Origin of the sequence: Campylobacter sp. CFSAN093259, from assembly GCF_012889985.1 — a bacterium.
Classification (GTDB): Bacteria; Campylobacterota; Campylobacteria; order Campylobacterales; family Campylobacteraceae; genus Campylobacter_D; species Campylobacter_D jejuni.
The window spans coordinates 1022044-1045297 of record NZ_CP040617.1; the positions used below are offsets into that span (position 1 = coordinate 1022044).

Here is a 23254-nt window from a genome sequence, read left to right on the forward strand (position 1 = left end):
TTTATCCTAAGAAAGTTTTATATAATAAATTAAGAGCAAAATACTCTATAATTATAGCTGAAATTATATTGATTATAAAAACAACTTTTGCACTAAAAACATGACTATATCTTGCCACCACAAAGGCTAAAGCACTTACCCAAAAAAGTATAGCCACAACAAGCCCTAAAGTCATCAAACAAGCATGATCGCTGCTTAAAACCACACTTGCAGCACTAAGCCAAAATCCTATCACAAAAGGATTTGAACCATTTAAAAAAGCTCCTTTAATATAACTTTTCAAAAGACTTTCTTTAAATTCTTTATGCTCTAAATTTAAGCTTTCTTTCTTTTTTCTTAGCATCAAATACGCCATATAAGTTAAAAAACAAAAACCAAAAATCGCCAAAAAACGCATAAAAATGACATTGTCTAAGAAATTTAAAAGCCCAAATTGAAGCAAAAAAAGATAAAGCATATCTATACTAAATGCTCCAAGTCCTACAGCTATGGAATTTTTAAAAGCTTTTAGTGCATAAGTTAAAATCAAAATATTTACAGGTCCAAAAGGCACACTCACTCCAAAGCCCAAAAAAACTCCACTTAAAAAAGAATCAAACATTACCATCTTTCATAAAATTTTCTATATCAAGTGCGATTTTATCAATAGCGCTTATAATATCTTCTATATAGATTTTATCAAAATATCGCTCTAAATTCGCATCTTTTTCGTAGATATTTAAAATACTTTTTTCACACATTGAAGCATAACGCCCTACAGGCAAAACCGCCCCACTTGTGCCTATGCTGATAAAAAGCGAAGTTTGATTTAGCAAAGAATAAAGCGTAGCATAAGCAGGAGCTTGCTCTTCAAACATGACTATATTGTGTCTTAAATCCTTACTTTTGCATTTTGGACATTGTTTATCTGTGATTTTTTCATAGCCTATATTAAAAATTCCTTCACATTTTAGGCAACGAAGTTCAGGCAAAAATCCATGCAAATGTACTACATCTTTACACCCTGCACGCTCTAGCAAATCATCTACATTTTGCGTGATGACAAAAAGATTTTTACCCCATTTTTCTTTTAATTGTGCGATTTTTTCATGGGCGTGATTTGGCTTTACATTTTGAAGTTGCGCTCTTCTTGCATCGTAAAAATCAAGTACTTTTTTAGGATTTTTTCTAAAACCCGTTACAGAACAAACCTCCATCACATCGTATTCTTCCCAAAGTCCATCATTGTCTCTAAAAGTTTTAAGCCCACTTGGAGCAGACAAACCCGCTCCGCTTAATATCATAATGTTTTTCATCGCTAAACCTTATAAAATTTACAAAGTTTAGCGAAAAATGCTTTAAGAAAATAAATATTTTTGCAAGATTTTTTCTTTTTCTTTTTCTAATCTATCAAGTTCTATTTTATATTCATTGATTTTTTTCTCAATCTTGTCAGTTATATCTGCTATTTGATCTTGAAATTCTAAAGAAGGAAGTTTAACCCTTAATGCTTTTATTCTATCTATTGAAGCTCTAAGTTTTCTTGAAAATCCTTGTTTTTTACCAGCTTCATTTAAAATAAAACTTATGTATTTAGCATTTATTTTTGTATCATCAACCCTTAATACCCCACAATGATCAGTTGGATAAAACTTTTTATTTTTTGGTATAAATCCCACCATCCAATCTCCATCTATACCCCACAAAACAGAATCATTATCATAATCTTGCAAAATTTCTTTATTAACAAATCCAAATACCTCCAACACATTTGCACTATAAACAGGAATTTGTCCATTTTCAAGCAGCTCATTATTTAAAACTCTTTTTCCAATACTTAGTTTAAAAATTGGATTTGATAAAGCATATTCTTTAATTGTTTTATTAAATGATGATAAAAATTCACTATCCAAATTTATTTTACACAAATTATTAATTTTATCTAAAATAGAATTTAGTTCATATTCTTGATTGTCCTCTATAATACCACATTTTTGAAGCATTGCTTTGATTAGGTTTTGATACTCTTTTATACTCAAGCTTAAAGTATTATACTGCTCTTCTACCTTTTCACACTCTGCTACGATTTGTTTTTGAATTTCAAGCGGTGGAAGTGGGATTTTAAAACTATAAAAAATATTAGTATCAAACTGTGGATACTGTTGTCCTTGTTTATATAGTTTTTGTCCGCAAATTTCTAATAAAATATACAAAAAATCAAAAATAATCTTGCTTTTATCTTTAACACTCAAAATATGATTATTTGCTGAAACAAATTTACCTTTATGTTTTTTAATATTTGCATATCTTGCCACTCCTAAAGTAATTACTTCACCTTCGTTTATAAATTGTCCAGCTGTTTTTTCATCTGTCCACCATTCGTAGTTTTTAGAACTTGGTAAAAGTTTTACATTTCCACTGTTTAAATTCATTTTTTCGATTTCTGTCGCACTAGCTTGATTTCTAATTTTATTTAAATCACACACTTCCCCTAATCTCACCAACTCATACTTAGAATTCTTAAAAGGATTTAACTCATCTCTTGATTTTACGTTTAAACTTATAGCTTTATTAAATTCCACTTTTTCAAAATCCATCATATCAATAAGCCTCGCTTTACCAGCATAGCCTTGTAAATCTTTTGGTATATCGCTAAGAGTTTTTAAAAATGCTTTACAAATTAAAGTATTAAGCTTAGTTTCATTTTGCGGATTGCCTCTTTCAAAAAGTGGGCTCAAATAAGGCTCATGCAATTCTTTTAAACCTTCATCACCTTTTCTATTGCTCCACTCATAACCTAAAAATTTCTTTTGTTCTTTTATATCACTTGGAGATTTTATGATTAAAACTTCTTGATTAAGACTTAGACAAAAATAAAGCAATTTATCCTTTTCTATTGCTTGAGTATAAGCTAAAAAGGCTTTATCTTCTAAATCTTGCTTATCTTTACTTTCTTTATAAATTTTAGATTCTTTAAGTTTTTTATAATCACTTGTTTGCCTAAATGCATTGCGATAATCTTTAAAGGCTTCTAGCTCTGCAAGATTAGAATCTAAGTTTCCATTTAAAAAATTGCTATAAAGCTCTTTATCAAATTTTCTAAAATCACAATACGCACTTAGATAATTTTGATAAAAGTTTTCATTGTCTTTTAAATTTTCAGCTTCTATGCGTTCTTTAATCAAACTATAATCTTGAGAAATAAGATGATTTTCTTGTTTAAAAGTTTCTTTTTTGCGTAAAAATAAAATAATCGTATTTGTCCCTGTTGCACCAAATGTTTGGCTTCCAAGCTCTACAATGGCAATAAAATCAAAATTTTGAAATAATATTTCTCTTGTATTTTTATAAATAGAATCTTTATTTAAAATAGAACTTGGTAAGATAATGGCAGCTTTAGCATTATCATTTAAAATTTGATTTGCTCGCTCACAAAAAAAGCATTCGATAGAATTATTTGTTTCTATGTTTATATCATCGTTAAAAAGTTTATAGGTATTCTTAGATTTATCACTTAATGTTTCTAAAAATCCTTTTACAGAATAAGGCGGATTTGCATAAGCAAATCAAAACTATTTGATTCTATTTGTGGTTTTGCTTTTTCTCCTTCTAAATTATTTGTATTTGCTAATTCAAAAGAAGCAAGTGCATCAGCGTATAAAATATTGATTTCATTTTGCCCATACATTGCACTTGATACCTTAGAAACCTTACTTAAGCGATACTCTTTTTCAATACCATAAATATTTTTATAATGCTCTTTAAGCTCATCTTCTGTTAGATAACGCTTAAGCTCATTGGCATAGGTGTTTAAAAAATGTCCAGCACCACAAGCATAATCAATCACCCTTAAAGCTTTAGAGCTTTTGCTTAACATTTCTTGAAGCGGTAAAGAATACATAATAAATTCACAAATTTGAATAGGGGTAAAAAACTGCCCTTCATCTTGCTTCATACCTTTTTGCAAAAAAAGTTCAAAAAGATTGCCTAAAAATTGATTTGTAGAGTTTTGGGTAAGCTTGTAATTTGCAAAAAGCTCTACTATTTCTTTTAATACAAGTGCATTTTTTAAGAATAATTCTTTATTATGCACTTCTAAAAAATGCAAAATCATTATTTGAATAAAATTTTAATTCTTTGATGTAATTTTGCATTACTTCTTTTAAAGTTTTTATCTTTAATTGCTTAAAGTCTTTTTCTATATCTTCATTAGATACAAAGGTAATTTTCTCTCCTAAGAATTCTTTCATAGCTTCTTTATAAAGCCACATTAATCTATCTTGCATATTTGCATAAGTATCTGCCATTACACCAAAATATCCAAATTTGAGATTGTTTTTATTAAAAGTTTCATCATAGATTTTACAAAGAAAAATATTTACAAGTTTATCAAAGGCATTTTCCTTGCCTGATATATTATGCTTGCGTAAAATTTTTGCAAATTCGTGATATTTACCTTCTTCTTTAAGTTCCTTAAGATTATCAAAAGTTGGAGTAATTTCTAAAATTTTATAGGCATTGACATTTGCTTCAAAAATACCTTGTTTAAAATATTGCAGTTCATAACTTTCTTTCCAAGTTTTAAAAAGTTCTATATTGTTATTAGATTTTTTATAAGAATTTTGTAATTCCTTTTCTTTTAGATATTCTTCGTTATCGTAAGCTTGTATGATGTAATTTTTATATTCTAACTTATCGCTAAAATCACTTGTATAAAGACAAAGATATTTTACACCTTTTTCTTGCTGAAAATAAGAAAAAAGCTGCCCGCCATCTTCTTGCATTCTATTCCATTCTTTTATAAATTCACTATTTTTAGAATCTGTGGTTTTACATTCTATAATCAAATAAGGATTGTTTTCATTATCCTTTACTAAAATATCAGCCTTACCACCTTTTTTATCCCTGCCAAGATTCCATTTTGGCTCTAACTCTAAATATTCAGCCTTGTAACCTTTTTCTAAAAGTCTATGCACACATTCAAAAACTACAAAATTTTCAGGGTGTGAAAAATTAGAAGTAGTTTTATCGTGAATTTTTATTTCTTTTGGGTAATTAATACTTTGGTTTTTATAATCTATTAAAAGTGTGTAATTATTGATTGTTTTTACATAATTTTCATTTTTATTTTTAAAGCCTAAGTTTTCTAGAACTTGTTTTAAATTATCTTTTGTAATCATTTATTTCCTTATAATCTCACCACCTTAGCACCAAAGCCACCTTGATTGATCGGTGCGTCATTAAAGCCCTTGACACTTTTATGAGTTTTCAAAAACTCTCTTACAGCAAAGGCAAGCTTTCCTGTTCCTATACCATGGTAAACTAAAACTTCATCAAAGCCTGCAAGCAAAGCATCTGAAATAAATTTATCAAGCCTTGAAATAGCCTCATCACTCCTAAGTCCATGCAAATCCAAAGTTACACTTAGATTGCTTGGTTTTGTTACACTAATACTTGTTTTTGGACTTATTTTAGGTTTAGGAGTACTTTTTTTAAGCAGTTTTAAAGGCACACGAAGTTTGATCCCATCGCTTTCAACCATAGCATCGTTTTTAGAAATGCTTATGATTTTACCCTTAATTTTTTCATATTTTACAAAATCCCCCACACGCAATTCTTCGTTTTGCTCCATACTTGGCAAGATGATTTCTTTTTTAAGTTCATTGGCTTTATTAAGGCTTCTTTGCTTATCTTTTGTGTCTTTAAGCTGTATGGTTTTCTTAGCTTCTTCTATGGCTTTGTGAAATTTAAATTCTAAATTTCTCAAACTCGTGCGAAATTCTTGTTCATTTTTTTCTTTTTGCTCTTTTAAAGAAAGTAAAATTTCATCGACTTTTTGCTCTTTTTTCTCAACATTTTCAAGCTTAGCTTTTAGTTCTAATTCAAGATTGATATTTTTACCCACAAGCTCTTCTAAATTTTCTTTATCCTCGCCATAAAGCTTTTTAGCCTCGCTAACTAAATTCGGCGGAATCTGATAACGCAAAGCGGTTTCAAAGGCATAAGATTTTCCTATAGTACCTTTTAAAAACTCGTATTTTGGGCGTGAAAGCTCTTCATCATATAAAGCAGCAATGAGTTCAACTTGCTCATTCTTTGCTAAAAGCATAGCAAGGCGTTTGTGGTGTGTAGTAATGATGATTTTAAGATTATTAGCTATGAGTTTTGAAATTAACACACTATACAAACAAGCCGCTTCTTCAAAATCTGTTCCAAGCTCTATTTCATCGATACCTAAAAGCAAATTTTTCTTAGAAAAAAGTCTAGAAAAATGCAACATTCTTCCTGCAAAAGTTGAAATGTCGTTTTTAACATTTTGCGGATCTTCTATGATGGCATCAAATTCTTTAAAAGTACCAATTTTACTTTCACTTGCTTTGATATGCATAGGCAAAAGATGTTTAGCTAAAAATGCTGCGCTTAGCATGGATTTTAAAAGCATGGATTTTCCGCCTGCATTTACCCCTGTGATGATTAAAACTTGTTTTTTAAATTCCAAACTCACGCTTTTTGGATTTTTTAAGGCAGGATGAGCGAAATTTTTAAGCACTAAATCTGTACTTTGATCACACAAAACAAATTCAAAATCCTTTTTTTTAGCAAGCAAAACCCTAGCACTATAATGATCAAAAAGATCAAAGGCTGTATTGATAAATTTTAAAAAAGGTAGGTTTTTTGCTAAAAAAGCTGAGAAATTTTTAGCGTATTCATAATAAATTTCTTCTTTTTGATTTTTGATTTTTTCTATATCATTTTGCAAATTTTCAACACTTAAAGGCACGATATAAAAGCCACCGCCATTACTTCTGCCTATGATTTTTGCTTTAATAGCGTGATTAAACCCGCCTCTTACAAGCAAGGCTTCAAGATTGTTTATAAGATGGATTTGTGTATCGATAAGATAAGGCATTAAAGCTTTTGTATAGCAAAATTTCTTAAACTCAGCTATTATGCTTTCATTTTTTAATCTTAGAGCGGCATTAAGATTTACAAGTCTTTCATCTAAACTTTCTTTTAACTCCCCTTTTTCATCGAAATTCAAACAAAGCTCCAAAGCCCCGCTAACAAATTCTATCTTTTGTAGCCAAGAGTCTAAATTTGTTCCTAGTTTTATTTTTTTTAACTTTTCAAAATAACGAAAAATTTTTACAAATTCAAAAATTTCATCTAAATGTAAAATTCCTTGCTTGCTTAAATGAACTAAGGCTTTATCAAGATTGCTAAGCTCTGGTATAGTAGGAAATTCCACCTCGCAAAGCTCATGTATACGTTTAAAATGGAGATTAGAATCTCCTTGCAAAAAAATCTCCTTATCTCTTGCAAAAAGGGCTTTAAACTCTTCTAAATAGCTGTTTAAATCAAGCTTTGAGATCAATTCTTCTTTTGTATCATTCATCATTTAACCTACAATCTTTAATATCTATGATTAAAGAATTAAAACTTTGATTATTATCCTTTGAAATAAAACTTCCTGTACCAAATTCATAATTAAAATACGCCTTAGAAACATTGATATCTTTACATAAAATATTTTTATTTTGATTAAAAGCTACGATAATATCTGTTCTTAAATGACTTTTTTGTGTGTTTTCAAATTCAAAAAATACTGCTAAAACAATAAAAATCACAAGTAAAATACCAAAAAAAGGTTTAGTTTTTTTGCCTAATTTTTCACGCAAAGCAAAAGTGATTAAGGCTAAAATTAAGATGATTAAAAGATATAAAAAAAACCTACTCATTCTTTTGCCTTAATTTGTTGCTGATATCTCCTGCGCCAAAACCTATAATAAGCCCTTCTTCAAAAACTTGCCCCTTAGAAGCCACCAAAAATTTACCCTCTCTTTTGATATCTTCTACAAATAAAGCCTTAGGAAAAACCGCTTTTAAATCAAGTTCTATAGGCTTTTCTCCTGCAGCATAAACAGGTAAAATTATAAGCTCGTCTACACCTTCAAAAGCCTTTGCAAATTCCTTTAAATTTGCAGCCAAACGCGTGTAGCGGTGGGGTTCAAAGATAGCTGTGATTTTCTTATATCCGCCTAATTTTGCGTATTCTTGTGCTGCACTTAAAGTCGCTTTTATTTCGGTGGGATGATGACCATAATCATCGATTAAAACCAAATTTTCATCAGCATGTAAAATATCAAAACGCTTTTTAATACCTTGATAATTTTTAAGCCTAGTTCTTATCGTTTCTATATCTAAGAAATTTAAAGCCGCCAAAATCGCCAAAGACGCATCAAGGGCTAAATGATATCCCATACCAAAAACTTTAAACTCACCTAAATCTTTTAACTCAAAGCTTGTAAAAGGTTTGAAATTTTCTATACACATGGTGCAGTTTTTGATATCTTTACTTGGATAAAGCTTGATTGACTCATTTTTATAATTTTTCAAAAACTCATCTTCAGCATTAATCACGCGAATTTTAGCCGTATCTAAAAACTGCGTATAAGCATAATGGAGTTTTGAAACTTCATTACCATAATGATCTAAATGCTCTGCTTCCGCATTGGTAACTATAGCCAAATAAGGATTTGAATTTAAAAAAGAACTATCGCTCTCATCAGCTTCAAAAACAAGGTTTTGACTTTCCTTATAAATCATATTTGAACCAAATTCTTTTAAAATCGCTCCGATGATCACAGAAGCATCATCAAGTAAAGAAGCTAAAATACTTGAAGTCGTGCTTTTTCCATGTGCTCCTGCAACTGCAAAAACACGCTTATCTTCTAAAATAAGAGGTAAGGCTTCCTTGCGTGAAAGACATTTAATGCCTAATTCTTTAGCGTGTTTAAATTCAGGATTTTCTTCTTTGATAGCAGCAGAATAAATAACTAAATCTTTGTTTAAAATATTGTCTTTATGATGAGGGATACTGACCTTAACCCCTTCTTTTTCTAGTTCGTTAGTGATTTTACTTTCTTTAAGATCACTTCCGCTAATTTTAAAACCTTTTTCTTTTAAAAATCTTGCTAAAGCGGAAATTCCTATACCGCCTATGCCGATAAAATGGATATTTTGCATCATTTAAACCTTTATACTTTAAAGGCTAAATTTTAGCACTTTTTTACTAAAAAGAAAATATAAATCCTATTTTGAAATGCCTAAACGCTCGGCTAATTGATATAAATTTAACTCTCTATAAAATTTATCAAAGTCTTTAGTATAACCATCAAGATTAAAAGCTTTATTCATATCTTTTAAAGTATCATTACTTTCAAAATAGTACCCTTTACCGCCACTATAAATACCTTTTTTATCAATCCATACAGCATCGTTGATCCCAAATTCTAATTTCTCATCATTTGGTCTTGCTAACATATTTCTTCCGCCTACGCTTAAATACTTAACATTATTTAAACTTAAAGCATAAAGAGTTGGAAAAATATCTTTATGAGATCCTACACGATCTTTATCATAATAAATATTATCTTGCAAATCCTTAGGAATATAAAGATAAAAAGGTACACTATAAGCAAAAGCTTTTTGGGAATTTAAATCCATACTCATTTCGCGTACTCTATGATCTCCAGTTGCTGCTATAATAACACTATTCTTAAATGGACTTTGTTTTACTTTATCTAGAAATTTTCCAAATTCATTATTTGCATAAGTATAAGCTTTGATAATATTATCTTGTTTATCTTTTTCATAAGGAAGCATATTAAGCAAAGTTTGTGGAATGTTTTGTAATTTTGGCAAATCATTTTGTGGAATTTTATAAGGTGGATGATTGGATATGGTAAGAGCAATTATAAGGGTGTTGTGTGGATTTTTTTGAAGCAAGTCATAAACTTTTTTATATAAAAACTCATCAGCTATCCCATAACCATTTTCACTATCTTTTGCTCCATTATACTCTTTCATTAAAATATTTTCATCTATAATCTCATCTACTCCCAAAATACTGAGATAATTTTTAATATTTTGCCAAGATCCATTACCTGCACTTACAAAAATCACCTTATATCCTGCTTTCTTATAAACAGCAATAGGTGTTAAATCCAAATAAGTTTTCTGAAATTTACTTGTAGAAATATTAGAAAATGGACTTACAAAAAATAAGTTTGCAAAACTTGGTATAGTTCCATTACTAGAACTCAAAAAGCGTTTGAATAAAAAATCTTGCTTAAAATGTTTATCTAATGAACCTAAAAAATTATGTTCTGTATTTGTAAAATCAGCCAAATTAAGCCCAAAACTTTCCATTAAGTTAACAAATACACTAGGATGATTCTTTTCAGCTTTTAGATTTATAGGACTTTGATGCAAATAATCAAAAAGTTTTTCTTTAAGTTCTTGTGCTTTCAAAGGTGTGATAACCTTCAAAGCCGCTTCTTCTTTATATTGTTTTAAAGTCCAAGAAAATGCCATAATTGGATTTAACATTGTATCATTTACAACACTATACTCACTAAAAGAATAATTTTGTACATTTATAGCCACATGCTTAAAGGGGCCCCTTAAGGCTATAACATAAACAATAATTAATATTAAATTTAAAGCTATCAAGGGAAATAATCTTAAATTAACAGGTTTTAGCTTTAAATTTAATATTTTCAAATTTAAAAAAAATACAAAAACTCCAAAAATCAACATTAAAGCTAAAATTTTTAAAATTGGATAATCATGATAAATAATACTTAAAATAGTTTTTGTATTATCATCTTTTAGAGTAAACATAAAAATATCAAATTTAGTCTTGTAAATTTCGTAATAATAGTATTTTGCATAAGAAAATCCTATACAAAGACAAGAAAGAACAATTATATAAACGCTTGAAAAAATGAAATAAAAATTTTTACTATATATTACTAATTTATTATTTATTTTTATATTAGAAAAAATTAAACTTAAAAAACCACAAAGCAAGAATGGTAAAAACGCTGCGCTTAAAAATCTTATATCATGAAAAACACCTAAAAGATACATTAAAAAGATTTCATTTTTATCACTAATTAAACCTGTAGGGATGAAAGAATTTTGCATTAAAATACGATTAATGGCAAAAGTTACTATAAATAATACGCTAAAAATAAAAATTTGAAGTAAAATTTTTCTCATATTTACCTTCTTTAAAAATTCTTAAGAATTTTATCAAAACCCCAAAGTTTTCTTGCTTCATCACTTTTTTTAGGCTCTATGATAAGCATTTCTTCTTCAGAACCTAATTTACTTTCTATCTCGCCAAAAGCATTGATAAACAGAGTATCGCCGTAAAAATTCCACTCATCTTTTGTTTTGCCTATGCGATTTACTCTTAAAATGCTTGTAGAATTTAAAAAAGCTCTTGTTTTTAAAAGTTCTTCCCATCTTTGTTTACTTTCAAAGGTACAAGCACTAGGAACGATAACCAAATCAATTTTTTTCGCCATAATCTGTTGCCAAAAAATATCAAAATGCGTCTCAAAACCAAAAAGTAAAGCACATTTTAATTTTTCATAATTAAAAGTAAAAATTTTTAATTCTGATGGAGTTTTGTTGCTGAAAAATTTTTCTTCATTCCAATGTTCATAAGGCATTAAAATTTGCTGTTCATAACTTTTAACACCATTTGGAGTCACTTTTAAGCAAAGTTTTTTATAACTTTTAGCTTCAACGCTTACATAAGGAGCGATGATTTCTAATTCGTATTTTTTAGCAAGTTTAATCAAGCTTTCTTTTTTAGCTTCACTTTGTTCTTTTATCATATTTTTTGGCATATGCAAAAGTTCTGTAAAAAAACTGTTGATCACATATTCGCCCAAAACTACTAAATTTGCCCCATTGTCTTTTGAAGCTTTGAGATAATAATCAAGCCTTGATTCACTTAAAGCTAAAGTTGGAAACTGTAAAGCCGCTATTTTACTCATCGATTTGCTCCACTTCTAATTTTGCTTTTTCAAGCTCAAGTCTTGCTTTTTTGATACTTTCTAAACCCTCTTTGTAAATTTTTACACTTTCATCTAAGGCAAGCTCTTGATTGTTTAATTTTTCCAAAGATTCATTAGCGTGTTTTAAATTTTCTTCAAAACTCATTGATGATTGACCTTGTAATTTGGTGCTTCATGAGTGATAGTAACATCATGTACATGACTTTCTTTAAGCCCTGCAGTGGTAATTTCAACAAATTCGGCTCTTTTTTGAAAATCTTCTATATCTTTAGCTCCAACATAACCCATAGAAGAACGCAAACCTCCTAAAAGTTGATGCACCACGCTTCTTATACTTCCTACATAAGGAACGCGCCCTTCTATACCTTCAGGAACAAGTTTATCTTGAGCAGTACCTTGCTGAAAGTATCTGTCTGAACTTCCCTTTTGCATAGCCCCAAGCGAACCCATACCACGATAAGACTTATATTGTCTTCCTTGATAAGTAAAAAGATCTCCTGGACTCTCATCCGTTCCAGCTAAAAGCGATCCTATCATAACAGAACTCGCACCTGCAGCTAAAGCTTTTGCAATATCACCTGAATATTTAATCCCACCATCAGCTATCACAGGAACGCCAAATTTATTTGCTTCTTCTACGCACTCATCAATGGCTGAAATTTGAGGCACACCCACACCTGAAACAATACGTGTAGTGCAAATACTTCCTGGCCCAATACCTACTTTAACCGCATCTACTCCTGCTTCACAAAGTGCTTTTGCTGCAGCTGCAGTGGCGATATTTCCTGCGATAAGATCTAAATTTGGATATTTAGCCTTAATTGCTTTTACTGTATCAATAATACCCTTAGAATGTCCATGCGCAGAATCAAGCACAACAACATCAACGCCAGCTTCAACTAAAGCATCCACACGATCCATTTGCCCTACTCCTATAGCCGCACCCACACGCAATCTTCCAAAATTATCTTTATTGGCATCAGGATATTCTTTGCGTTTTTTAAGATCTTTTATAGTGATAAGTCCTTCCAAGCGTCCTTGTTCATCAACTATAGGAAGTTTTTCTACTTTATTGGTACTAAAAATTTTTTCCGCATCATCTAGAGTACAACCTTTTGGAGCAGTGATTAAAGGCATTTTAGTCATAACATTTTCAACCAAATTTGAAAAATCACTCTCAAATCTTAAATCACGATTGGTAAGTATGCCTATTAGTTTCTTATCTTCATCTACTACAGGAACACCTGAAATTCTATACTCTGCCATGATTTCTAAAGCTTCCGCAACACTTGCCTTAGGACTTACAAAAATAGGATCGATAATCACTCCACTTTCGCTTTTTTTTACTCTTTTTACTTCTCTAACCTGTGAAGCTATATCCATATTTTTATGAATAACCCCAAGTCCTCCAAGTCTTGCCATCATGATAGCAGCTCTGTGTTCGGTAACGGTATCCATAGCCGCAGAGATTAAAGGCATATTTAAAGTGATATTTTTTGTTAGTTTAGTGTGAATTTTTACTTCCTTGGGTAGAACTTCAGAATACCCAGGACGCAATAATACATCTTCAAAAGTTAAAGCTCTTTTTACAATTTTCATCTTTTATCCTTAATTTTTAATCATTTGTTCTAAACTTAAAGCCCCATCTAACAAGGTTTGTTCATCATAAGCTTTGCAAATCAGTTGTGCTGATATATTAAGCCCTTCTTTATCTTTTGCAACAGGCACGCTAATGCCTCCAAGTCCTGCTAAATTTACAGAGATAGTATAAACATCTTCTAAATAAGTTTGCATAGGGCTTTTTTGAGTATCAAATTTAAAAGCCGTTGTAGGAGTTACAGGCATAAAAATAAGATCACAATCTTGCAAAATTTCTTCATATTTTGCCTTGATAAAAGCTCTAGCTTTTTGTGCTTTGATATAATACGCATCATAATATCCACTGCTTAAAACAAAAGTTCCTAACAAAATTCTTCTTTTTACTTCTTCGCCAAAACCTTCGCTGCGTGTATTTACATACATTTCTTTTAAATTTTGGATATTTTCAGAACGCTTGCCATAACGTACCCCATCATAACGACTTAAATTTGCACTTGCTTCAGCTGTTGCGATGATATAATATGCCGCAATATCAAACTTAGAATCAAGCAAATTTTTATATACAATCTCATGTCCATTAGCTTTTAACATATCTATGGTTTTTAAAAGTGCGTTTTTTACTTCACTATCTGCATCATTGACATAATTTTCAATCACTGCAATTTTTAATTTTTTATTTGCATTTAAATTTGGAGCGGTTTTGATAAACTCGATATTTGCACTCGTGCTATCCATTTTGTCATATCCTGCGATCGCATCATATAAAATTGCCGCATCTTCTACATTTTGCGTTAAAACCCCAATTTGATCCAAACTTGAAGAATAAGAAGCCAAACCATAGCGACTCACTCTTCCATAACTCGGTTTAAATCCTACACAACCACAAAAAGCTGCAGGCTGACGTACAGATCCTCCTGTATCAGAACCCAAACTTGCCAAAGCCAAGCCACCCGCTACCGCAGCAGCACTTCCACCACTTGAACCACCTGGCACACGCTCAAAATTTAAAGGATTTAAAGTTTTGCCATAATAAGAACTCGCTGTTGAACTTCCCATAGCAAATTCATCCATATTGCAACGCCCAAAAGGAGAAAAACCATTAGCTTTTAAATTAACAATCGCACTTGCATCATAAGGAGCGATATAACCTTGTAAAATCTTACTCGCACTAGTAAGCTCCCAGCCCTTTACACTGATATTATCTTTTATAGCTACAGGCACACCTTCACCTGAAACACTTAAGTCTTTATCTAAAAATTGTTCGATATAAGCACCTATTTTTTTTTCTTTTTTTGCTTTTTCATTGAGTTCTTTTTTTAAATTTTCAAGTTCTTCTTTGGAGTATTTTAAAGCTTCTTTTAAAGTTATCATTTATTTTCCTTTGTTTTTTTGATCAAAAATACTGCTAAAGCACTAAAAGCCAAAACCACCGCTATAGTTGTGATGATAATGCTATTTGGAATAGGATTTTCTAGCATTGAATCCCTTTTAAAACTTCTTCACATCTTAAACAAGGTGTTTCTTCATCTTTACTTTGAAGTTTCCAACATCTTGGGCATTTACAAAGTGAAGCTTTGGTGATTTTAAATTTCTCATTCTCTACTTCAAATTCAGCCAAAATTTCTTCATTTTCATTGCTGATTTGACTTACCATAAACCAATCGGCTAATTCCTCATTTGGGAATTTATTAAAACTGATGTTTAAATTTAATTCCAAAGTAGATTTAATGATTTTATCTTTTTTAAGTATATCAATTTGTTCAAAAAATTTCTCTCTAGCACTCATTAAAAATGTATCATCTATACCAAAATCATAATCAAAATCCTGAGTTAAACTTAGATCAAATACATCTTTTGCATCGCCTTTGATTAAAACATTAGCATGTTCTAAAGCCTCATCTACACTATAGCTTAAATTTGGAGCAAGTAAATTTAAAAGCTCTTTTGCTATCAAAGCCATAGCCACTTGAGCAGATTTTCTTCTTTGAGCATTTTCGCTATCACAATAAAGCCTATCTTTACTGATATCAAGATAAATCCCACTTAAATCCGCACTTAAGAAATTTAAAAGCAAACTAAAACCTTTAGCAAATTCATAAGCAAAAAATGCTTCTTTACTTGCTTTAAAAACTTTAGTTGCACGGCTTAATATCCATTTATCAATAAAACTAAATTCTTTAACTTCTAAATCTTTTAAGTCATTTGTATTGGCAAGTAAAAATCTTATAGTGTTTCTTATTTTGCGGTATTGTTCGCCCACTTGTTTTAAGATATTGTCTGAAATTTTTAAATCACTTGAATAATCACTTAAAAGTATCCAAAGTCTTAAAATTTCAACTCCATAGGTTTTTGCTACATATTCAGGAGCGATCACGTTGCCTTTAGATTTAGACATTTTTTGCCCTTTTTCATCGGTGGTAAAACCATGAGTTAAAATGCTTTCATAAGGTGCGCTTTCATTGATCGCTGTACCTACAAGCAAAGAGCTTTGAAACCAACCCCGATGCTGATCGCTTCCTTCTAAATACATACTTGCTCTTTTTTCTCCTGCGTCATAAAGTCCGCTATTTAAAACTGCATTAAAAGTACTTCCGCTATCAAACCAAACATCTAAAATATCATATACTTTTTCTAAATTTTCAGCTTTGTATTTTGAATTTGTAGGAATTAAATCTTTGATTTCAAACTCCCACCACGCATCAGCACCGTGTTTTTCAAAAATAGCTGCTACAAAGTCAAAAAGTTCATCATCAAAAATCACTTCTTTAGTGTTTTTATCTCTAAAAAAGGCTATAGGCGTTCCCCAGTCCCTTTGTCTTGAAATACACCAATCTGGGCGATTTTCCACCATAGAACCTATTCTTTTTACCCCACTTTGCGGATAAAAGGTTGTTTTTAAAAGTTGTTCTTTTGCACACTCTCTTAAAGTTTTTCCTTGAAGTTTTGGTTCATCCATTAAAATAAACCATTGTTTAGTAGCTCTATAAATCACAGGCTTATGCGTTCTCCAACAAAATGGATAAGAGTGTATAAATTTAGAAGAATGTAAAAGTTTTTCGCCTAAAAGTTCTAAAATTTTTTCATTGGCCTTAAAAATATGAAGACCTATAAACTCTTCAAGCAAATGAGAAGGCAAAAGCCCTTTAGCTCTTAAAGTTTCATCATAACATCCACTATCATCAACAGGCATTAAAACTTCAATACCGTATTTCAAACAAGCATAGTAATCATCTTCGCCATGTCCTGGTGCAGTATGTACAAGTCCACTTCCACCATCCATCAATACATGCTCGCCCATAATTAAAACAGATTTTCTTCCATTTAAAGGATTGATAGCTTCAAGTTTTTCAAATTCTTTTGCGTTTAATTCTTTTTGAATTTCTCCACTTGTAAGTCCTTTTTCTACCATGCTTTTAAGCAAAGCACTTGCAAAAATCAAACCTTCTTTAGTGATCACATAATTTTCGTTAGGATTTAAGGCTATAGCTTGATTAGCCACCAAAGTCCAAGGCGTAGTTGTCCATATCACTGCGCTTGCTTTTGAAACGCCTAATTTTTCGCAAGCTTTTACATCTAAATCAAAAGCCACAAAGATAGAATAATCTTCTTTATCTTGATACTCTACTTCAGCTTCCGCTAAAGCTGACTTTGCCGCCCAACTCCAAAAAACAGGTTTAGAACGCTCACAAAGTAAGCCTTTTTTAGCAATCTCACATAAAGTTCTATAAATCGCTGCTTCAAACTCAAATTTCATAGTCAAATAAGGCTTATCCCAATCCGCAATAATGCCTAAATTTTTAAATTCTTCTCTTTGGATATCTACAAATTCACTCGCATGTTGTCTGCAAAACTCACGAATTTCTTTCTTGCTTAAGCTTTTTTTCTTTTCTCCAAGCTTTACTTCTACTTGTTGTTCTATAGGTAAACCATGACAATCCCACCCTGGAGTAAAACGCACACTCTCACCTTTAAAATAATGCGTTTTGATAATAGTTTCTTTTAAAATTTTATTTAAAGCATGTCCTATATGAATATGTCCGTTAGCATAAGGGGGGCCATCGTGCAAGGTAAAACCTTTTTTCGCATTTTTGCGATTTTCTTTCATTTTTTCATAAGCATAATTTTGCTCAAACCATTTTTTAAATCTTTGCGGTTCAAGTTCCGCTAAATTCGCCCGCATAGCAAAAGTAGTGCTGGGCAAAAGTAGAGTTTCTTTGTAGTCCATTTTTTCCACCTAATTTTTAATAATCTTAAATTCTACTCAAATTAGCTTTAATTTCTACTTTGTTTTTGGCTATAATTATAAGAAAAAAAGGAAAATTTATGAAACATTTGCTTTATCTTATAGGAGATGAGCTTACTATAAACGAAAAATTCAAAAATTATATTTATAGAACTTATGAAGAAAAATTTAAAGAAATTAACGAAATTCGCATACAAAATAAAACCGATAAAGATTTACCCTTTTTGCTTGAAAATCTCTTAAATCAGTATGATTTTATCACTTTATTTACAAGCCCTTTGCATTATGCGACTGTTGCTAAAATTTTAGCAACTTTAAATGATGATAATCTTATCTTAAAAGATGATACCTTGGTTCCAGATAAAGCAGAATTTAGTAAAAATAGCTTTGTATGTAATTTTTCAAATTCAAAAATTAATGTCGTTAAAATAAATCCAAGCGAAAAATTACCTGATCTTCTTGGGCATATAAAATTAAATTTTGCATATTTTTGCATTTTTGGCATGGATGATGAAAGCGCTATATTACTACTGCAAACCCTAACAAAATCTTATGAGATAAGTATAAAATCAACCAAGTTTTTAGATAATCTTGTGCTTATTAAGGCCACTTGCGCTAATTTTGGAAAACTTGATGGTTTTTTAAATAGCGTAAAAAATCTTTTTGGACAAAAGGTATTTTTAGGTAAAGATCCTATACATTTTATAAGCTCTAAACTTTTAGAAAAAAAATTAAAAATTTCTTTTGCTGAAAGTTGCACAGGTGGACTTTGTGCAAGCACCTTAACCAAAATTTCAGGTGTAAGTGAAATTTTTGAAGGATCTATTATAAGTTATTCCAACCGCATCAAACACGAATGGCTTGGAATTAGCGAAAGCATTTTAGAAAATCAAGGCGAATACAGCGAGCGTTGTGTGTATTTTATGCTTAAAGGTATCTTTAAGACCGCAAAACCTGATTTTGCACTAGCTATTAGCGGTGTTACGGGAGAGCAAGATGAAGGGTTGGTAAAATCAGGCACTATTTATATAGGTGCAATGTTTAGAGATGGAACTTTTATCCAAGAAACGCTTTATTTAGATGGAGATCGTGAATTTATGCAAGAACAAGCTGTTTTGGCAACTTTTTGCCTACTTTTAAAATTAAAACCTGAGATTTTTGAAATTTAAGGGATTTAAAAATGAAAGAAATTAAGCTAAAAGAAGACTTGGAAAAAATTTATCCCTTGATAAAACAATTAAGAAATAACCTATCTTTGAAAGATTTTTTAGATAAATTCCAACTTGCTACACAAACTCAACATTATAAACTTTTTGCCTATGAAAATGAGGGAAGCTACAAAGCAGCTTGTGGAGTCATGCCCTTTAATGTACTTTATCATAATCATTGTCTTTATATTTGTGATTTTGTCGTAGATGAAACTTTAAGAGGAAAAGGTATAGGTCAAGCTTTTTTGAAAAAAATCCAAATTTGGGTAAAAAATCAAGGATATGAAGAATTAGAACTAAGTTCAAGTTTTTTTAGAACACAAGCTCATGAATTTTATATCCAAAAAATGGGTTTTGAAAAATCTGGTTTTGTTTTTAAGAAAAATATCAAACTATAATATTTTTTGATTAAGCTTTGCATTTTATAATTAATATTATTATTTTTGATTTTAAGGAATAAAATGAATTTTAAAGAACTAATTTCAAAACGCAGAGCTTGTAAACTTTTTTAATGATAAAAAAATCAATGAAAAGGATTTGCATTTTATCTTAGAAAGCGGAGTCTTAGCCCCAAGCTCGCATGGATTTGAGCCTTGGAAATTTGTAGTATTAGAACAAAAAGAACATAATCTTAAGCTCTCAACTCTATGTTACAATCAACAAAACGTAGCAAGTGCGAGTCATAATATTATTTTTCTAGCAAGAAAAGATCTTCAAAGCAAAGATGAATTTGCACAAAAACAAGTGCGTCGTTTCTCAGGTTCTAGCGAAGAAAATTTTCAAAAAATTTTAGAAATTTATACTCATAAAACCAATGCAATGAATGATAATGAACTCTATCATTATGCACAACTTCAATGCTATCTTGCTATGATGCAAATGTCACTAGCTGCAATGAGCTTAGGTATTGATTCTTGTATGATAGGTGGCTTTGAAAAAGTTAAAGTTGATGATTTTCTTAATTTAACTTATCCTTTTGAAACTGCTGTAATTTTATCCTTAGGATATAAAGCCCATGAACCAAAATATTCTACTCAACGCTTAAATTTTAATGAAGTCGTCGAATTTTACAAGGAAAAATAATGAAAAAAGAACTTGAAATTTTTAGCACAAGATATTCTTGTAGAAATTTTAAAAATGAAAAACTCAAAAAAGAGGATTTAAATTCTATTTTAGAAATAGCAAGATTAAGCCCAAGCTCCCTAGGACTAGAACCTTGGAAATTTATAGTAGTGCAAGATGAGAAAAGAAAAGAAGAACTTTCTAAAATTTGCAACCAGCAAAAACATGTAAAAGATTGCGCTGCGTTAATTATCATCATTTCAAGACTTGATTTTTTGGATTATTTTGAAGAAAAACTTAGAAAAAGAGATATGAGTGAAACAGAAATTCAAAAACGCTTAGATGCTTATATGCCTTTTTTAAAATCTCTAAATCAAGAAGAAAAAATATCTTATGCAAGAGAACAAGCTCATATAGCTCTAGCTAGCATACTTTACAGTGCTAATGCTTTAAATATAGCAAGCTGCACTATAGGTGGTTTTGATAAACAAAAGCTTAATTCTTATTTATCACTTGATATTCAAAAAGAAAGATCAAGTTTGGTGGTGGCTTTAGGATATTGCAACGATGAAAAAAATCCTCAAAAAAATCGTTTTAGTTTTGATGAAGTTGTAAAATTTATTTAAATTTTGCTTAAAAGCAAAATTTAAATAAAAATAAACTGATTCTTTTTTGTATTTTTACTAAGTCTTTGCTTAAATTTTATACAATTTTGATTATAATTTTACATTTAATTTCACAAGGCTTGTTATGAATTTACCCAATATCTTGGCGATTTTTAGAATGGTTTTAGCGCCTTTGCTATTTTTTTTATTAATTCATCATTTTGAAAATATTCATCAAAGTTGGATTAACTATTTTGCTGCTTTAACTTTTTCATTAGCAGCTTTAAGTGATTTTTTTGATGGATACATCGCAAGAACTTGGAAACAAACTACAAAACTTGGTGGAATCTTAGATCCATTAGCCGATAAAATGCTTGTTTTAGCAGCTTTTTTAGGGCTTTTACTTACAGGAAAAGCTAATGAATGGGTAATTTATATTATATTAGTAAGGGAATTTTTTATCACAGGTTTTAGAGTTGTAATGATTAGCGAAAATTTAAATGTCAATGCTTCTTTTGCAGGCAAACTTAAAACCGCTTTTCAAATGACTGCGATAGGATTTTTAATCATGGAGTGGATAGGCGGTGAAATTCTACTTTACATAGCTTTGATTTTAACTCTTTATTCTGGATTTGAATACATCTATACTTATATAAAAGCTCAAAAAAAAGGAGAAAAATGAGATCTTTATTATTTTTAATTGTTATTTTGATTTTGGGAATTAAATTTTATTCTATTGAATTTTTAGCAACTGTTTTAGTCATCTCATTTTTAATTTTCTTTCACGAATTAGGACATTTTTTGGCTGCAAGATCTTTGGGTGTAAAAGTTGAAGTTTTTAGTATAGGATTTGGAAAAAGTCTTATAGAGCGTGAATTTAAAGGCACAAACTATCGCTTAAGCACTTTACCACTTGGAGGATATGTTAAACTTAAAGGACAAGATGATATGCGTCCTGGTTTTGAAAATCTAGACAAAGATAGCTATAGCATTTTAAGTCCTTTAAAAAAGATTTATATTCTTTTTGCTGGACCATTTTTTAATCTAATTTTAGCTTTTTTTCTTTATATTATCATAGGAAATTTAGGTCTAAACAAACTTGCTCCGCAAATAGGAAACATAGCGCCAAACTCTGCTGCACAAGAAATAGGACTTCAAAAAAATGATACTATCTTAGAAATTAACGGTATAAGAATTCAAACCTTTGATGAAATTTCAAAGCATTTAAGTTTAGATCCTTTGAAAATATTAATCAATAGAGAAGGAAAAAATTTAGAATTTATTTTAACTCCAAAAATAGGACAAGGATACAATGACTTTGGACAAATCGTTGAAAAACCTCAACTTGGAGTCAGTCCAAATGGGACAAGCACTCTTGTAAAACACCAAGGTTTAGAAAGTTTTAAATATGCCGCACAAGAAAGTTTTCAAGCTTCTACACTCATCATCAAGGGTATTGTAAAACTCATAAGTGGTGAAGTTGAAGCAAAAAATTTAGGCGGTATTATCACCATGACTGAAATTACCTCAAAGGCTGCACAAAATAGCTTTACTTTGCTTTTATTTATCACTGCTTTAATTTCTATAAATTTAGGCATTTTAAATCTTTTACCTATTCCTATGCTTGATGGAGGACATATACTTTTTAATCTTTATGAAATGATTTTTAGACGCAAAGTTCCACAGCGTACTTTTGAATATTTAAGCTATACAGGCATGGCAATACTTTTAAGTTTAATGCTCTTTGCAACTTATAATGATATATCAAGGATTATAGGTGAATAAAAAATTTTCCTACCCTATTCCAAATTTTACTGATAGAAGAAAAAGTATAATCTTTTGGCGCTATTTGCGTTTTCAAGCAAGAAAAATTTTATATTTTCCTCAAGTAAGACTTCTAGAAAAAACGCTTAATAAAGAAAAAAATAAACATTTAAAAGACTTTTTCTCTCAAAGACCCTATGCTTGTTACAATGCTACAAGAAGATTTTGCGATAAAAGTTTTAAAGCAAATGAACGTGTTAAAACACTTATTTATGATGTTGATAAGGGACTCGCTTGTTTTAAATTCCTTCCCGAGGAACAAATAATTTTTTCTTTTGATGAAGATTTTGAGCTTTTTTTAGGATATAACTATAATGTTTGCGAAGAAGGTTTTTGGGCTTTTTCTTTAAAATTTAAAAAATACACAATCTTACAATGTAATTTTTGCTTTACTTTAGAAAACAATCTTCTACTTTCTTGTATACAAGGACATAAATACAAAGATTTTAATATTTTAGAAATTAATAAAATTTTAACTAAAAAATGTCATGGTTTGCGCCCTGTTGCTTTACTTATAGAATGCTCTAAGATGCTTTGTGAAATTTTAAAACTTCAAACTACTTTAGGTGTACATGAAAAAAATCAAATCCGTTCTCAAAAAGGAAAAGAAAAAGGCTATTTTGTAGATTATCAAAAAATTTGGCTAGAAAATGGTGGAGAATTAATAAAAATCAATAAACACAAATACTATAAACTCCACCACTCTCAAAAAAACCTAGAAGAAATCCCTTCGCAAAAACGCTCCATGTATAAAAAACGTTTTGCTATGCTTGAAGAAATCAAAACAAATTTAGATAAAACCTTAAGTATTCAAGACTAATTAAGTATATTTTGATATAATCTAGTCTTGCTTTATGC

General features: G+C 30.2%; 18 protein-coding genes and 2 pseudogenes. 7 read left to right on the top strand and 13 right to left on the bottom strand.

Annotated elements, in window-relative coordinates; translation table 11 throughout:
- Position 1: 1 nt before the first annotated feature.
- The 13 genes and pseudogenes from FBF20_RS05400 to ileS all read right to left on the bottom strand — a co-directional run bounded on the left by FBF20_RS05400 (position 2) and on the right by ileS (position 17679).
- Positions 2-601 carry a LysE family translocator gene (locus tag FBF20_RS05400; RefSeq protein WP_002890042.1) on the bottom strand — a complete coding sequence of 200 codons (600 nt, stop codon included), beginning with the start codon at positions 599-601 and terminating at the stop codon, positions 2-4.
- Positions 594-1295, bottom strand: a complete 702-nt coding sequence (locus FBF20_RS05405; protein ID WP_002878774.1) for an NAD-dependent deacetylase — start codon at positions 1293-1295, stop codon at positions 594-596. The genes FBF20_RS05400 and FBF20_RS05405 overlap by 8 nt, the downstream gene beginning before the upstream one ends.
- Positions 1296-1337: 42 nt before the next feature.
- Positions 1338-5159 (bottom strand): annotated as a pseudogene (locus FBF20_RS05410) (N-6 DNA methylase).
- Between the two features lie 8 nt (positions 5160-5167).
- The gene (locus tag FBF20_RS05415; RefSeq protein WP_079263769.1) at positions 5168-7378 is read right to left on the bottom strand and encodes an endonuclease MutS2; all 2211 of its coding nucleotides are present in this window, start codon (positions 7376-7378) and stop codon (positions 5168-5170) included.
- Positions 7368-7718, bottom strand: coding sequence for a hypothetical protein (locus FBF20_RS05420; RefSeq protein ID WP_002805008.1), 351 nt, complete (start codon positions 7716-7718; stop codon positions 7368-7370). The genes FBF20_RS05415 and FBF20_RS05420 overlap by 11 nt, the downstream gene beginning before the upstream one ends.
- Positions 7711-9009 (bottom strand): UDP-N-acetylmuramate--L-alanine ligase, encoded by a 1299-nt coding sequence (gene murC, locus FBF20_RS05425; RefSeq protein WP_014516795.1) that lies wholly within the window; start codon positions 9007-9009, stop codon positions 7711-7713. The genes FBF20_RS05420 and murC overlap by 8 nt, the downstream gene beginning before the upstream one ends.
- 63 nt (positions 9010-9072) lie before the next feature.
- Positions 9073-11046, bottom strand: coding sequence for an LTA synthase family protein (locus tag FBF20_RS05430; RefSeq protein WP_168952607.1), 1974 nt, complete (start codon positions 11044-11046; stop codon positions 9073-9075).
- A gap of 11 nt (positions 11047-11057) precedes the next feature.
- Entirely contained in the window at positions 11058-11834 is a 777-nt protein-coding gene (locus FBF20_RS05435) for a carbon-nitrogen hydrolase family protein (RefSeq protein ID WP_002853489.1), read from the bottom strand.
- Positions 11827-12000, bottom strand: coding sequence for an exodeoxyribonuclease VII small subunit (gene xseB / locus FBF20_RS05440; protein WP_002853034.1), 174 nt, complete (start codon positions 11998-12000; stop codon positions 11827-11829). Before xseB ends, FBF20_RS05435 begins: the two co-directional genes overlap by 8 nt.
- Positions 11997-13454 (bottom strand): IMP dehydrogenase, encoded by a 1458-nt coding sequence (gene guaB / locus FBF20_RS05445; RefSeq protein ID WP_002890063.1) that lies wholly within the window; start codon positions 13452-13454, stop codon positions 11997-11999. Before guaB ends, xseB begins: the two co-directional genes overlap by 4 nt.
- A gap of 9 nt (positions 13455-13463) precedes the next feature.
- Entirely contained in the window at positions 13464-14825 is a 1362-nt protein-coding gene (gatA, locus tag FBF20_RS05450) for an Asp-tRNA(Asn)/Glu-tRNA(Gln) amidotransferase subunit GatA (protein ID WP_002890065.1), read from the bottom strand.
- Positions 14822-14932 (bottom strand): membrane protein, encoded by a 111-nt coding sequence (locus tag FBF20_RS05455; protein WP_002869114.1) that lies wholly within the window; start codon positions 14930-14932, stop codon positions 14822-14824. The genes gatA and FBF20_RS05455 overlap by 4 nt, the downstream gene beginning before the upstream one ends.
- Positions 14926-17679 (bottom strand): isoleucine--tRNA ligase, encoded by a 2754-nt coding sequence (gene ileS, locus FBF20_RS05460; protein ID WP_002890066.1) that lies wholly within the window; start codon positions 17677-17679, stop codon positions 14926-14928. The genes FBF20_RS05455 and ileS overlap by 7 nt, the downstream gene beginning before the upstream one ends.
- 98 nt (positions 17680-17777) lie before the next feature.
- Between ileS and FBF20_RS05465 the strand changes: the two genes are divergently transcribed.
- The 7 genes and pseudogenes from FBF20_RS05465 to FBF20_RS05495 all read left to right on the top strand — a co-directional run bounded on the left by FBF20_RS05465 (position 17778) and on the right by FBF20_RS05495 (position 23216).
- Positions 17778-18866, top strand: coding sequence for a CinA family protein (locus tag FBF20_RS05465; RefSeq protein ID WP_002890067.1), 1089 nt, complete (start codon positions 17778-17780; stop codon positions 18864-18866).
- Between the two features lie 11 nt (positions 18867-18877).
- Positions 18878-19303: a GNAT family N-acetyltransferase gene (locus tag FBF20_RS05470; protein ID WP_002890069.1), complete on the top strand. Its 426-nt coding sequence runs from the start codon at positions 18878-18880 to the stop codon at positions 19301-19303.
- A gap of 63 nt (positions 19304-19366) precedes the next feature.
- Positions 19367-19988 (top strand): annotated as a pseudogene (locus tag FBF20_RS05475) (NAD(P)H-dependent oxidoreductase).
- Positions 19988-20593: an NAD(P)H-dependent oxidoreductase gene (locus FBF20_RS05480; RefSeq protein ID WP_002853045.1), complete on the top strand. Its 606-nt coding sequence runs from the start codon at positions 19988-19990 to the stop codon at positions 20591-20593. The pseudogene FBF20_RS05475 and the gene FBF20_RS05480 overlap by 1 nt, the downstream one beginning before the upstream one ends.
- 124 nt (positions 20594-20717) lie before the next feature.
- A complete protein-coding gene (gene pgsA / locus FBF20_RS05485) occupies positions 20718-21254 on the top strand; it encodes a CDP-diacylglycerol--glycerol-3-phosphate 3-phosphatidyltransferase (protein WP_002853053.1) in 537 nt (178 codons plus the stop codon).
- Entirely contained in the window at positions 21251-22357 is a 1107-nt protein-coding gene (rseP, locus tag FBF20_RS05490) for an RIP metalloprotease RseP (RefSeq protein ID WP_002852927.1), read from the top strand. Before pgsA ends, rseP begins: the two co-directional genes overlap by 4 nt.
- On the top strand, positions 22350-23216 hold the full coding sequence (locus tag FBF20_RS05495) for a VirK family antimicrobial peptide resistance protein (protein ID WP_002859152.1): 867 nt from the start codon (positions 22350-22352) through the stop codon (positions 23214-23216). The genes rseP and FBF20_RS05495 overlap by 8 nt, the downstream gene beginning before the upstream one ends.
- The last annotated feature ends 38 nt before the right edge of the window (positions 23217-23254 follow it).

What these genes read in the sequence shown, in the direction of transcription:
- FBF20_RS05430 (WP_168952607.1), bottom strand. Translation starts at nt 11,046, where the DNA reads ATGAGAAAAATTTTACTTCAAATTTTTATTTTTAGCGTATTATTTATA.
- FBF20_RS05400 (WP_002890042.1), bottom strand. Translation starts at nt 601, where the DNA reads ATGTTTGATTCTTTTTTAAGTGGAGTTTTTTTGGGCTTTGGAGTGAGT.
- pgsA (WP_002853053.1), top strand. Translation starts at nt 20,718, where the DNA reads ATGAATTTACCCAATATCTTGGCGATTTTTAGAATGGTTTTAGCGCCT.
- FBF20_RS05470 (WP_002890069.1), top strand. Translation starts at nt 18,878, where the DNA reads ATGAAAGAAATTAAGCTAAAAGAAGACTTGGAAAAAATTTATCCCTTG.
- rseP (WP_002852927.1), top strand. Translation starts at nt 21,251, where the DNA reads ATGAGATCTTTATTATTTTTAATTGTTATTTTGATTTTGGGAATTAAA.
- FBF20_RS05465 (WP_002890067.1), top strand. Translation starts at nt 17,778, where the DNA reads ATGAAACATTTGCTTTATCTTATAGGAGATGAGCTTACTATAAACGAA.
- FBF20_RS05435 (WP_002853489.1), bottom strand. Translation starts at nt 11,834, where the DNA reads ATGAGTAAAATAGCGGCTTTACAGTTTCCAACTTTAGCTTTAAGTGAA.
- FBF20_RS05480 (WP_002853045.1), top strand. Translation starts at nt 19,988, where the DNA reads ATGAAAAAAGAACTTGAAATTTTTAGCACAAGATATTCTTGTAGAAAT.
- ileS (WP_002890066.1), bottom strand. Translation starts at nt 17,679, where the DNA reads ATGGACTACAAAGAAACTCTACTTTTGCCCAGCACTACTTTTGCTATG.
- murC (WP_014516795.1), bottom strand. Translation starts at nt 9,009, where the DNA reads ATGATGCAAAATATCCATTTTATCGGCATAGGCGGTATAGGAATTTCC.
- FBF20_RS05420 (WP_002805008.1), bottom strand. Translation starts at nt 7,718, where the DNA reads ATGAGTAGGTTTTTTTTATATCTTTTAATCATCTTAATTTTAGCCTTA.
- FBF20_RS05455 (WP_002869114.1), bottom strand. Translation starts at nt 14,932, where the DNA reads ATGCTAGAAAATCCTATTCCAAATAGCATTATCATCACAACTATAGCG.
- FBF20_RS05405 (WP_002878774.1), bottom strand. Translation starts at nt 1,295, where the DNA reads ATGAAAAACATTATGATATTAAGCGGAGCGGGTTTGTCTGCTCCAAGT.
- guaB (WP_002890063.1), bottom strand. Translation starts at nt 13,454, where the DNA reads ATGAAAATTGTAAAAAGAGCTTTAACTTTTGAAGATGTATTATTGCGT.
- gatA (WP_002890065.1), bottom strand. Translation starts at nt 14,825, where the DNA reads ATGATAACTTTAAAAGAAGCTTTAAAATACTCCAAAGAAGAACTTGAA.
- xseB (WP_002853034.1), bottom strand. Translation starts at nt 12,000, where the DNA reads ATGAGTTTTGAAGAAAATTTAAAACACGCTAATGAATCTTTGGAAAAA.
- FBF20_RS05415 (WP_079263769.1), bottom strand. Translation starts at nt 7,378, where the DNA reads ATGATGAATGATACAAAAGAAGAATTGATCTCAAAGCTTGATTTAAAC.